The sequence below is a fragment of the Robiginitalea biformata HTCC2501 genome, assembly GCF_000024125.1.
Taxonomy (GTDB): domain Bacteria; phylum Bacteroidota; class Bacteroidia; order Flavobacteriales; family Flavobacteriaceae; genus Robiginitalea; species Robiginitalea biformata.
The window spans coordinates 2,122,506-2,134,974 of sequence record NC_013222.1 but is presented as its reverse complement, the minus strand read 5'-3'; the positions used below and the strand labels follow the sequence as shown (position 1 = coordinate 2,134,974).

Genomic DNA, 12,469 nt, shown 5'->3' with positions numbered 1-12,469 from the left:
GCGTGATCCTGATGGCAATCCCGCCTGAAAATGCAAACCCCCATTGCTTGTCAGCAATGTCGGGTTATTGTTCTCCTCCGCTTACAAAAGCGAGCTTTTGACGCGAAGTAAAACAATAACCCCGCAACTTGCGTTGCGGGGTTTGCGCTTTAAGTGATCGCGCCAGGATTCGAACCTGGGACCGTCTGCTTAGAAGGCAGATGCTCTATCCAGCTGAGCTACGCGACCGCAATGGGACCGGCAGTTGGTACTGGGCCTGCCGGGCGGAATAATTTTTTGCAAAACTAAACATTCCTGCGACATTGGGCCGCATAACCCCTATACTTCTGCCTGGTCGATGATCTCCTGCACCACTTCCGGGTTCAGCAGCGTGCTGATATCCCCCAAATCGTCGGTCTGGCCGGCGGCAATCTTCCGGAGGATCCGACGCATGATCTTGCCGCTCCGGGTCTTGGGCAGGCCGGGGACAAACTGGATCTTGTCCAGCTTGGCAATCGGGCCGATCTGTTCGGTGATCTGCTGGTTGATTTCCTTGTGCAGGTTTTCCCGGTTCCGGGATTCCCCGGTTTCCTTAAGGATGACAAACCCATAGAGCGCGTTCCCCTTGACGTCGTGGGGAAAGCCCACAATGGCCGATTCGGCCACAGCCGGGTGTTCGTTGATGCTGTCCTCGATGGGCGCAGTCCCCAGGTTGTGTCCGCTCACGATGATCACATCGTCCACGCGACCCGTAATCCGGTAATAACCCACGGCGTCCCTTGAGGCGCCGTCCCCTGTAAAGTATTTGTCCGCATAGGCCGAGAAATAGGTGTCCCGGTAGCGATCGTGGTTGCCCCAGATGGTACGGGCCATGGAGGGCCATGGGAATTTGATGCACAAACGGCCGCTTACCTGGTTCCCCTTGATCTCATTCCCTTCCTCGTCCATCAGGGCCGGCTGGATGCCGATAAACGGCAGGGTAGCAAAGGTGGGCGTGGTGGGGGTGACAAACGGGATGGGGCTGATCATGATCCCCCCGGTTTCGGTCTGCCACCAGGTATCCACAATCGGGCACTTGTTCCGCCCGATGTTGTTGTTGTACCAGTGCCAGGCTTCCTCGTTGATGGGTTCCCCCACAGAGCCCAGGACCTTCAGGGAAGACAGGTCGTACTTCTCCACATAGTCCAGGCTTTCCTTGGCCAGGGCGCGGATGGCCGTGGGTGCCGTATAAAACTGGTTAACCCGGTGTTTTTCCACCACCTCCCAGAACCGGCCGTAGTCCGGATAGGAAGGCACCCCCTCAAACATCACCGTGGTAGCCCCGTTGGCCAGCGGGCCGTAGACGATGTAGGAATGGCCGGTAATCCAACCAATATCCGCCGTGCACCAGTACACGTCCTGTTCCCGGTACTGGAAAATATTCTTAAAAGTATAGGCCGTGTAGACCATATACCCCCCGCAACTGTGTACCATCCCCTTGGGTTTGCCGGTGGAACCGGAGGTATACAGGATAAAGAGCGGGTCTTCCGCATCCATGATTTCGGCCACGCAATCCGCATACGCCTCGTCCAACAGGGGCTGCAGCCATTTGTCCCGGCCGTCCTTCATGGCTACCTCTTCCCCGGTGCGCCGCGCCACCAGTACGGTATCCACCCCCGGGCAATCTTCCAGGGCCGTATCCACGATACTTTTCAAGTTGAGGGTTTTTGCACCCCGGTAAGAACCGTCGGAGGTGATGACCAGTTTGCAATCGCTGTCGTTGATACGGGTAGCCAGCGCGTTGGAGGAGAAACCGGCAAAAACCACGGAGTGGATGGCCCCGATCCGCGCACAGGCCAGTACAGCGACGGCCAGTTCCGGGATCATAGGCAGGTAGATGCAGATGCGGTCGCCCTTTTTCACGCCGTGTTCCTTCAGTACATTGGCCATCCGGCACACGCGTTCGTGCAATTCCTTATAGGTGATGTGCTGGGCCTCCCCGGACGGGTCGTTGGGCTCAAAGAGGATAGCGGTTTTATCGCCCCGCACAGGCAGGTGCCGGTCCAGGCAGTTTTCGGTAATATTCAGCCGGGCTCCTTCAAACCAGGCCACTTCGGGTTTCTTGAAGTCCCAGCGCAAAACCCGGTCCCATTTCTTTCGCCAGACAAAGTGCTCTTCGGCGATTTCCTCCCAAAAGGCTTCCGGGTCCCGTACAGATTTGCGATACACCTGGAAATACTCCTCCAGGTGTTTGATATGGTAGTTACTCATGGTGTTTATTTAGTTTGTCCCGCGAAGAAACCGGCGGGGTTTAAAGGTAGCAAAAGATTGGAAATTGGCCCGGGGTTTCAGTGCCCGCCGGCAGGCGGTGCGCCCTCAGGGGTGCGGATATTTTCCACCAGGTCCTGCACATCTTGAGGGGGAGGTGCCGTAAAGGCATTCACCAGCAGGGCCGTGGCAAAATTGGCCACCATGGCCAGGGAACCAAAGCCTTCCGGGGAAACCCCGAACCACCACTCGGGTTCCAGGGCGTCCACCGCCTCTTTCCCCCCGTCAAAGAGTCCGAATTTAAATTTCAGCATGTAGAACAGCATCAGGGAAATGCCCACAACCATGCCGGAAACGGCCCCCTTGCTATTCATCCGTTTGTAAAATATGCCCAGGAGGATGGCCGGAAAAAAGGAGGCGGCGGCCAGGCCAAAAGCCAGGGCCACCACCGCTGCGACAAAGTCCGGCGGGTTGATCCCGAAATACCCGGCAATGACCACAGCAACCGTCGCGGCCCCCCGGGCCAGCCAAAGTTCCTGCTTTTCGGTGATGTCGGGACGGAAGACATTCTTGATCAGGTCGTGGGAAATCGAGGAACTGATCACCAGCAACAGGCCCGCAGCCGTGGAAAGCGCTGCAGCGAGACCCCCGGCGGCCACCAGGGCAATCACCCAGGCGGGCAGGGCGGCAATCTCCGGGTTGGCCAGCACCATAATATCCCGGTCTACTATCAATTCGTTGGATTCCCCGGCCACATACTGCACCCGCCCGTCGGCATTCTTATCCTCGAAAACCAGCAATCCCGTTTTCTCCCAGTTTTTGAACCAGGCAGGCATTTCCTCATAGGGCCGGTCGCTGACTGTCTTAAGCAGGTTGGTTTTGGCAAAAACCGAAACGGCCGGGGCCGTGGTATAGAGGATGGCGATAAACAACAGGGCCAGGCCGGCCGATTTCCGCGCGTCCCGAACGCGGCGCACGGTAAAGAACCGGACGATCACATGCGGCAGGCCGGCCGTTCCCACCATCAGGGCCAGGGTGATGCAGAAAATGTCGGTCAGGCTCTTGGTCCCGTCTGTGTAAGCGGCAAAGCCGAGTTCCGTGGAGAGCCCGTCCAGTTTATCGAGCAGGTAGGTGCCCGACCCGTCGGCAAGGGCAGATCCCATACCGATTTGCGGGACGGGGTTCCCGGTCATCTGGATGGAGATAAATATGGCCGGTACCATAAAGGCAAAGATCAGTACGCAATACTGGGCCACCTGCGTATAGGTAATCCCCTTCATACCCCCGAGGACTGCGTAAAACAGTACAATCACCATCCCGATGATTACCCCCGTGTTGATATCCACTTCCAGGAAACGGGAAAAGACCACCCCCACCCCGCGCATTTGCCCGGCTACATAGGTAAAGGACACCAGGAGCGCACACATCACCGCAACAATCCGGGCCGTTTTGCTGTAATAGCGCTCCCCGATAAAATCGGGAACCGTAAAGCGCCCGAATTTCCGCAGGTAAGGGGCCAGCAACAGGGCGAGCAACACGTAGCCGCCTGTCCACCCCATCAGGTATACCGAGCCGTCGTATCCCGCAAAGGCGATGATGCCGGCCATGGAGATAAACGACGCGGCCGACATCCAGTCGGCGGCGGTGGCCATCCCGTTGGCCAGGGGGGAAACGCCTCCCCCGGCGACGTAAAAATCTTTGGTGGATGCGGCACGCGACCAAATGGCGATGCCGATGTACAGGGCAAAGGAAAGGGCGACCAGCAGGTAGGTCCAGGTTTGAACGTCCAAGGCTTACAAAGTTTGGTTGGATTGCATGGTTATCCGTCGAATCGGTATTTGGCGTCCAGCCGGTTCATCAGGTAGACGTAGACGAAAATCAGGACTACAAAAACATAGATGGACCCTTGCTGGGCGAACCAGAACCCCAGGCCAAAACCGCCCAGGCGAAACTGGTCCAACCACTCGCGCAACAGGATGCCTGCACCGAAAGAAACGGCAAACCAAATAAGCAGGAGTACTGCGACAATTCTGAGGTTGGCTTTCCAATAACGGGTGGCATGCGCCTGGCGGGAATCTTTATCCATAGGTGTCCGACTGTTGGAATTCCTTAAATGTAACTATTTCGGGCAGACCGGGCAACCGGCCGTACGGATAGGTTGGCTCAGGGGAGGTTGGACAGCCCGGAGGCGCGCCTTAGGAATGGCGGCATTTCCCCGTCCAGTCCTCGATACGGATACAATAGACCAGTGGGATCTGGCCGTCACGCGCCTTACTCGAAAAATCCTGGATGAACGCCTGGCCGTCAACACCCCGGGCTGCCAGTATCTTCCGGATTCCCCCGGAGAATCGCTTGAGGTAGGTTTTGGCGTCGATTTGACTCAACTCCAGGTAGCTGCCGTGGACCATGACGGATTTCCATCGCGCCCCGGTATCCATTTCGTATACGCCAAGGGCCACTGCAGGGTTCTCCCGCATTGCCCTAATTTTATGGCCCTCTGAACTGTAACTGATGAGGAAGCCGGATTCTTCGTCGTAGAAATACGTAATGGGAAGTACATGGGGCGCGCCCTGGGCCAGGTAAGCGAGCGAGCCGATAAAATTCCGACGGAGCACTTCCCGAGCCTCGCGGTCTCCCAGGTTTCCGATATGTTCAGATGTGTTTGATTTCATGGAGACTGGCATCTTATGTTGATTAATGAACAATATAATAATTTACCTGCCAGGGGGCTATGATAAATGTCATAGCCCGATAATCACTCAGGCATCCAACTCCAATCCAATCGGACAGTGGTCCGAACCTTCAATGTTGTGATAAATGGGCGTACCGGCAACGCGGCCTTCCAACTCGGGGCTGATCAGGAAATAATCGAGCCGCCACCCCACATTGCGTTTCCGGGCGCCAAAACGGTAACTCCAGTAAGTATAGGCCACCTCGTCCGGGTGGCGTTTCCGGAAGATGTCGATCAGGCCGCTCTGATGCAGCCGGTCCATTCCGTCGATCTCCCGTTGGGTATACCCGGCCGTCTTGTTGTAGTTGGCCTTGTCGTTTTTCAGGTCTATCGGCCGGTGCGCCACGTTCAGGTCGCCACAGAGAACCAGCGGTTTGTGGTCGCGCAGCCCGTTGAGGTATTCCAGGAAGGCCGCATCCCATTCTTCCCGGAAATCCAGTCGTTTCAGGTTGGCTCCAGAGTTCGGAACATACGTATTTACCAGGTTGAAATCACCGAGGTCCGCTCGCAGAATGCGGCCTTCGCCCTGAAGCAGGTCGGTTTCCGGCCCGCGGTCTACCCCCGCTTCCGCATTCTTAAGCAGCAGGGCCGTACCGGAATACCCTTTTTTTTCAGCCGGGTGTACGTGAACAGCGTATCCCGGGAGCTGACCGGCTATCTCCTCCACGATTTCGGTATCTGCCTTGATCTCCTGCAAACACAGGACATCCGGGTCCAGGTCTTCAATATGCCCGGCGAATCCCTTGCCGGAAATTGCGCGGATGCCATTGACGTTCCAGGATATAATTTTCATGTGGGGTGGTTTTGGGGGTTAAAAATACAATTCCAGCCGGAAATGCAGCCCCCCAAGCCGAAGTACGCGAGATTATTGGAAGGCCCGTGGAAATCGCAATCGGCGCCCCGGGAAATTCCATGTACTTTTGTGAAGCAAAGTGCGTCATCGGGAAAAGCATGAAACTTTCAAAAAGAACAGGGATTCGCATCGGTTTGCTGTTGGCCATTGCAGCTATTCTCATCGCCACCGGCACCCACAAGCGCCTGGTACAGGGAATCAATTACCGGCTGCTCGAATGGGGCCTGCGGACCCCCCGTTCCGTGCACCCCGATGTTTTTACCCCCCAGCCTTTTACCCCGGATATGGCCCGGGAACTGCAGCTGGTAGATGAAACGGGCCGCGTGGTATCCCTCCCGGAAGCCATGGGCAACCAAACGGCATTTATCAACAAATGGGCTACGTGGTGCGCCCCCTGCATCGCGGAAATGCCCGGAATCGAAAGCCTGTACGAAGCATCCGGCGGCGACATCGCCTTTGTGATGATCTCCACGGATGCCGATTTTGAAACGGCAAAGGCCTTCAAGGCGCGCAAAGGGTATGCCTTCCCTGTATATACCCTGGCATCCGCCGAGCCCGGATATCTATATTCCCGCAGTATCCCGGTGACCTTCCTGGTCCCGCCGCAAATGGATACGATTTACCGGTTTGAAGGCATGCGCGATTACGACACCCCGGAATTCAAAGCATTCCTCAACGGGCTGGGCAACGAAAGATAAGCTGCCGGCCCCCGATGCTTCCGACGCGTCACCGATGCTTCCGACGCGTCACCGATGCCCCCAACGCACATCCGATGCTGCCGAGGTATCACCGCAGCCTCCGATTCCCGTCGTGCCGCACCTCCCGGGAATCCCTAAAAACCCTATCTTTAAGGTCCCGGTTGAACGTCAACCGGGCAAGCGACTTCCGGTACGTAACTTCCGGGCAAGAAACTATCCAAACTAAAACAACTACCAGCTATGCTAAAACATTCTATTTCCTTCGTCCTGAGCTCCTGCTGCCTCTTTGCAGCGCTGCTCGTTTCCTCATGTGGTGGGGATGCGGGCCAGCCCGCACCGGGAGCCACACTCTACACGGTTCGCAACCTGATGGATGAAGACCCGAAAGGCACATTAAAGCAGGTAGCCGACATCGGCTATGTAAACATTGAAGGCACCAATTATGCCGATGGAAAGTTTTACGGCATGGAGCCGGAGGAGTTTAAATCCTACCTCGGGGAGTTGGGGCTGCAGCCCCTGAGCGTACACCAGGGTGGGGTCACAATGGAAAACGCCGACCAGATGATTGCCGACACCAAAGCCGCCGGATTCCGGTACTTCGTGATCCCGGTGCCCCCCATGGGCCACTTTACTTTCGATCCTGAAACGCGGACACTCGGGATGCAGGGCACCATTCAGGAAGTGACGGACATCATCAATACGCTGGCCGAGAAATGCGATGCAGCAGGCCTGGAACTACTTTACCACAACCACGATTTTGAGTTTAAGCCCAACGAGGAGGGAATCGTGCCCATTGAATATATGCTGGAGAATACAGATCCGGACCTGGTCAATTTCCAGATGGACCTGTACTGGGTGACACGTGCAGGGGCAGACCCACTGGCCTATTTTGACAAATACCCGGGACGCTTTAAAATCTGGCACGTCAAGGACATGGACGAGCAGGGCCGTTTTGCGCCTGTTGGCACCGGCACCATCGATTTTGCGAGCATCCTGGCAGCAAAAGAAAAGGCCGGGATGGAATATTACATTGTGGAGCAGGACATGACCTTCGATGGGATGGAACCGCTTGAAGCCATTACCACCAGCTTTAAAAACCTGGAGGAGATCGGATTCAGGTAACTCCCTCCCTGCGGCTCCATTGCCCGCATCTGGGTGTTATCCAACCAACCGGCTTGGAATACTCGCCTGTTGGAGATAGGCTTCCAGGTGATCGATGCGCAGGGGCTTGGTAATAAATCCTTTTACGTACTGGGCAAATTGCCGGGCTGTTTCCATGTCTTCCTGACTGTCTGAAGAGGTGACGAGCAAGACTTCGTTATTGGTGCCGAATTCCTCGAGTTCCATAAACTCCAGAAACTCAAACCCGGTCATTTCGGGCATGTTGACATCCAGCAGGATCAGGGTGCGTTGGCTGGTATCTTCCCGGAACCTCAGGTCGTCCAGGGCCAATTCAGGGTTCGTGAAGGAGCGAACCTTGTCTTCCAGGCCCAGTTGCCGAAAGTGGATTGTGTTGATTGTGTTTACCAAATTTTCATCATCCACCAAATAGATCTGCTTGTACATAGGGAAACTTTTTAAATAATTGATAAAACGAATAAATCCGAAACCCCGGAAGAAACCAATAAAATGTTGTGAACCAATGCAAAAAAGGTGCAAACATGCAGTTCGGGCGGGTGAACCTGTAGGAATCCATGCAGGAAAACCTGTGCAATGAGGTATTGGCGATGCTATCCATCAGGCGGGCAGCGTGCTCACCTGAACCCGGAGCAGCCCGGGAAGGGCCGGCTATAAGTTGCGTATCTTTCACTTATATTCAACCATGAATCGGGAAAATGTGACATTGCGTCTTCTGGTGAACGGGGAAGAGCGGACCATACAGCTCGAAAACGGGCAAATCCCGCTTTTGTCGGTCATCCGGGATTACCTGGGTTTAAAAGGGACCAAGTTTGGTTGCGGGAAAGCTGCCTGCGGAGCGTGCACAATCCACATTGAGGGCCGGGGGGTGCGGTCCTGCACGTATCCGGCGGCAATGGCCGAGGGGAAATCCATTACCACCATCGAGGGCCTCGGGTCGCGGGAGGCTCCACACCCGGTGCAACAGGCCTGGATAGAAGAGGTGGTTCCCCAATGCGGGTATTGCCAACCCGGTTTTATGATGGCCACCGCTGCCCTGCTCCGGGAAAATCCTGCCCCCACCAATGACGACATCGATAAAGCCATCACAAATATCTGCCGGTGCGGCACCTACTTTCGGATGCGCCGGGCCATCCACCGTGCCGCAACCCTGGTGACGGAGGGAAAGGACTCCGACCCGGACCGGGCCGCGGAGAAAGTACCTTCCCGCCCGGATATTAAAAAAACAGCACAGAAATAATGGCAGGGTCGAATTCCAAAAAAGGGGTGTCACGCCGGCAATTTGTGGTCCGCACGTTACTCGGCGGGGCAGGCATCGCCCTGGGGACCACCTACCTGCTGCGCAACCCGCTTCGCCGGAAATTCAATGCCTTTATCGACAAAGGCGATGTGCCTTACCTCGGGGCTCCCGACGACCCGGCCCTCTGGTTCGAAATCACCCCGGAAAACCATATAATCCTGAATTCCCCGAAAGTGGAAATGGGCCAGGGTGTTTTTACCGGCCTGGCGCAGATTGCAGCGGAAGAACTCGGAGCGGACTATGCGCAAATCCGGGTAGTTCACGCACCAACCGCCAGCGGCAATGTCGATGAAGTGGCAACAGGGGGGAGTACGAGTATCCGCAGCCTGTGGCCTGTACTCCGGGAACTCAGCGCAGCCCTGCGCGAAATGTTGAAACAGGGCGCCGCCCAACTCTGGGATGTGCCCGTGGATGGACTCGTTGCCGAAGGGGGACGGATCCGTTCCGAAAACCGTTCGATGTCTTTTGGGGAGGTAATCGCCTCCCTGGACCATTGGGAGGTCCCGGACAACCCCCCGCTCCGGCAAGCATCGGACTTTAAATGTATCGGGGAGCCCCTCCCCCGGACGGACCTGGCCGACAAGGTATTCGGCGCCCCCATATACGGTTTGGACACGGAGATGCCGGAAATGCTCTATGGGGCAGTGGCCAGGCCTTCCCATATCGGGGCCCGGTTCGCTTCGGCCGACACAAGCGAAGCCGAAGGGATGCCCGGGGTAGTGAAAATCTGCCTGGAGCCGGACTTTGTCGGCGTAGTTGCCACCTCGGCCCTGGCTGCGGAAAACGCCAGGAACGCTATTCGGGTGACCTGGAATGCGGAAACCCACTGGCAGACCCGGGATATCGAAGCGCTTGTGCAAGTGGGCAAGGGAACGCCTTACGTCATCCAGAAGCGGGGAAACCCGAAACGGGTATTCGAATCGGGGGACAGGACTTCTGTGCGGGCGGAATTCAAAAGTCCGATCGGGGCCCATGCCCAACTGGAACCCAACGGGGCCCTGGCCTATGTGGAGCCAAACGCGGCCACCGTAATACTGTCTACGCAGGTTCCCGGGCATACGCGGGGCCAGATCGCGAGGCGCCTGGGGCTGGATAAAGAACAGGTGAACCTGGTACCTACCCACCTGGGCGGCGGTTTTGGTCGGCGGCTCAACACATCACATGCCATTGAAGCTGCCGTTTTATCCAAAGCTGTTGGGAAGCCTGTCAAATGCGTTTTCAGCCGGCAGGAGGAATTCCAAAACGACGAATTCCGCCCGCCATCCCACATGGTGGCAGAGGCCTGCCTTTCAGAGTCCGGAGATATTGCCGCATTTGAATTCAATACCTCCAGTGGGTCCGTCATTTACTCCTTCGGCCCCCTCCCGGGCATTGCCCGGAACCTGATCGGATCCGATTTCGGCGCCTGGAGGGGCGGGTTGATCCAGTATGGCCGCATCCCGGATTACCGTTCGGTTTCCTGGTTTGTGGAACTCCCGTTTGCCACCGCTTCCTGGCGGGGCCTCGGACTCCTCACCAATACGTTTGCCCTTGAATCCTTCATGGATGAACTGGCCGAAAAAGCCGGGCGGGACCCCGTGGAATTTCGCCTGGCGCATATAGCGGACGATGTGGCCGGCAATCGGTTGAAAGCGGTAATCCGGGCGGCAGCCGAACGTTCCGGGTACCGCAATACGGCCGAAGGGGACACGGCCATGGGCCTGGCCGCTTCCACGGACGCGGGGTCGCCGGTAGCCCATGTGGCAGAGGTGACCCTGAAGGACGGTGCAATCCGCGTGCTGAAAGTTACCTGCGCTTTTGACCCGGGTTTGGTCATCAACCCGGACCAGGTGCAGGCCCAGTGCGAGGGCAGCATTATCATGGGCCTGAGTGCCGCCCTTTACGAGGAGATGTACGTGGAGGACGGGGAACTACTGCCGGTGATTTACGGTCCGTACCGGATGGCCCGGATGCAGGATGCGCCCCGGGAAATTGACGTGGTCCTGCTCCAGGGGGACGAAGCTCCCGGGGCAGTGGGTGAACCGCCCATGGGGCCCATTGCAGCGGCTATCGCCAATGCTGTTTACCGGCTCACCGGGAACCGCCCCCGGGAATTGCCCCTCCGCGTTTGACTGTGCTTAACCGCGTTTGACTTCATTTGAATAATTCCCTAAATAATCGGTACTTAACGAACCGATACCAGAAAACCACCACTCATGGATCCGAAAAAAACTTTTGACATCCCTTCCCTGGGGCCCGCCCGGTTCCCCTCCCCCCTGCAACTGAGCAATAACTCGGGAGACGACCTCTTCAATTTTGTCCGGGAGTCCGACCGCGTGCTGGTGGACGTATCCCTGAGCGGTTTCCAACAGGCCCGGGAGTCCGGGTCCCGGCCGGAGTGTCTGGAAAAATCCGGGCCCCGGGAAACTATTTTCTTTGACCCGGGAAAAACCACTGCGGCCATCGTCACCTGCGGGGGCCTGTGCCCGGGCATCAACAACGTTATCCGGAGCCTGGTGATGGCCCTGCATTATTTCTACGGGGTTAAACGGATCATCGGGGTGCGCTATGGCTATGAAGGGTTGTCCAGGGATTGCCCGCACGAATTTATGGAACTCACCCCGGACAAGGTAAAGGACATCCACGAGTTCGGGGGCACCATCCTGGGGTCTTCCCGGGGGGCACACCCCGTCTCGGAGATGGTGGATACCCTGGTGGAAAACCGGATCGATATCCTCTTTACCGTGGGCGGGGACGGCACGCTCAAGGGGGCCCATGCCATCGGCGATGAAATTGCAAAGCGGGGCCTGAACATCGCCGTGGCCGGAATTCCGAAAACCATAGACAACGACATCAACCTCATCGATAAATCTTTCGGCTTTGAAACGGCCTTTGATGTGGCGAGCCCGATTGTCCGGGATGCCCACAACGAGGCCATCGGGGCCTTTAACGGAATTTCCATTGTAAAGCTCATGGGGCGGGACAGCGGCTATATTGCAGCCTCCACCGCCCTGGCCATGCCGGTGGTCAACTTTGTCCTCGTCCCCGAAATGCCGTTGAAACTCGAAGGGGAAGGTGGTTTCCTGCAGGCCCTGGAGGATCGGCTGCAACGCAAGCACCACGCCGTAATCGTGGTGGCTGAAGGCGCCGGGCAACACCTGTTCGATGACGACCGGCGCGTTACGGACGCCTCGGGCAATGTAAAGCACAAGGATATCGGGATCCTGCTGAAAGACCGGATACAGGAGCATTTTGGCCAATCCGGGACCCCGGTCACCATCAAGTACATCGACCCGAGCTATATCATCCGCAGCGCCCCGGCCAATGCCAACGACAGCCTATTCAGTAACCGGCTCGCCTACCAGGCCGTTCACGGGGCCATGGCCGGGAAGACCCAATTTGTGGCCGGTCGCGTCCACAACCGTTTTGTCTACCTGCCAATCTCCAAGGTGACCGACCGCCGGAAAAAGATTGACATGGAGGGCGAATTCTGGTTTGCCGTCCTGCAGAGCACCGGGCAGCCTTTTAAGATGGGTTAAGCGCCC

11 protein-coding genes and 1 tRNA gene are annotated in these 12,469 nt (G+C 57.0%); 5 read left to right on the top strand and 7 right to left on the bottom strand.

From position 1 onward, the window contains the following. Positions 1-154: 154 nt before the first annotated feature. The 6 genes from RB2501_RS09510 to RB2501_RS09485 form a co-directional block, all read right to left on the bottom strand. A tRNA-Arg gene (locus tag RB2501_RS09510) sits at positions 155-228 on the bottom strand. 90 nt (positions 229-318) lie between these two features. Next, a complete protein-coding gene (gene acs, locus RB2501_RS09505; protein ID WP_015754579.1) occupies positions 319-2,229 on the bottom strand; it encodes an acetate--CoA ligase in 1,911 nt (636 codons plus the stop codon). Between the two features lie 77 nt (positions 2,230-2,306). Then, on the bottom strand, positions 2,307-4,016 hold the full coding sequence (locus RB2501_RS09500) for a sodium:solute symporter family protein (RefSeq protein ID WP_015754578.1): 1,710 nt from the start codon (positions 4,014-4,016) through the stop codon (positions 2,307-2,309). A gap of 29 nt (positions 4,017-4,045) precedes the next feature. Beyond that, positions 4,046-4,312 (bottom strand): DUF4212 domain-containing protein, encoded by a 267-nt coding sequence (locus RB2501_RS09495; RefSeq protein WP_015754577.1) that lies wholly within the window; start codon positions 4,310-4,312, stop codon positions 4,046-4,048. A gap of 109 nt (positions 4,313-4,421) precedes the next feature. Next, positions 4,422-4,898: a pyridoxamine 5'-phosphate oxidase family protein gene (locus tag RB2501_RS09490; RefSeq protein WP_015754576.1), complete on the bottom strand. Its 477-nt coding sequence runs from the start codon at positions 4,896-4,898 to the stop codon at positions 4,422-4,424. A gap of 87 nt (positions 4,899-4,985) precedes the next feature. Further along, positions 4,986-5,750: an exodeoxyribonuclease III gene (locus RB2501_RS09485; protein ID WP_015754575.1), complete on the bottom strand. Its 765-nt coding sequence runs from the start codon at positions 5,748-5,750 to the stop codon at positions 4,986-4,988. Between the two features lie 158 nt (positions 5,751-5,908). On the opposite strand from RB2501_RS09485, the gene RB2501_RS15850 reads away from it, so the two are divergent. Together RB2501_RS15850 and RB2501_RS09475 are read left to right on the top strand one after the other, a co-directional pair. Continuing rightward, positions 5,909-6,508 carry a TlpA family protein disulfide reductase gene (locus tag RB2501_RS15850; RefSeq protein WP_187289157.1) on the top strand — a complete coding sequence of 200 codons (600 nt, stop codon included), beginning with the start codon at positions 5,909-5,911 and terminating at the stop codon, positions 6,506-6,508. A gap of 240 nt (positions 6,509-6,748) precedes the next feature. Then, positions 6,749-7,630, top strand: coding sequence for a sugar phosphate isomerase/epimerase family protein (locus tag RB2501_RS09475; RefSeq protein WP_015754573.1), 882 nt, complete (start codon positions 6,749-6,751; stop codon positions 7,628-7,630). Between the two features lie 36 nt (positions 7,631-7,666). On the opposite strand, the gene RB2501_RS09470 is transcribed toward RB2501_RS09475, so the two are convergent. Next, on the bottom strand, positions 7,667-8,074 hold the full coding sequence (locus tag RB2501_RS09470; protein WP_015754572.1) for a response regulator: 408 nt from the start codon (positions 8,072-8,074) through the stop codon (positions 7,667-7,669). Positions 8,075-8,345: 271 nt separating this feature from the next. On the opposite strand from RB2501_RS09470, the gene RB2501_RS09465 reads away from it, so the two are divergent. The 3 genes from RB2501_RS09465 to RB2501_RS09455 all read left to right on the top strand — a co-directional run bounded on the left by RB2501_RS09465 (position 8,346) and on the right by RB2501_RS09455 (position 12,463). Further along, on the top strand, positions 8,346-8,885 hold the full coding sequence (locus RB2501_RS09465) for a (2Fe-2S)-binding protein (RefSeq protein ID WP_316905762.1): 540 nt from the start codon (positions 8,346-8,348) through the stop codon (positions 8,883-8,885). After that, on the top strand, positions 8,885-11,056 hold the full coding sequence (locus RB2501_RS09460; protein ID WP_015754570.1) for a xanthine dehydrogenase family protein molybdopterin-binding subunit: 2,172 nt from the start codon (positions 8,885-8,887) through the stop codon (positions 11,054-11,056). Before RB2501_RS09465 ends, RB2501_RS09460 begins: the two co-directional genes overlap by 1 nt. Positions 11,057-11,140: 84 nt before the next feature. After that, positions 11,141-12,463 (top strand): ATP-dependent 6-phosphofructokinase, encoded by a 1,323-nt coding sequence (locus tag RB2501_RS09455; RefSeq protein WP_015754569.1) that lies wholly within the window; start codon positions 11,141-11,143, stop codon positions 12,461-12,463. The last annotated feature ends 6 nt before the right edge of the window (positions 12,464-12,469 follow it).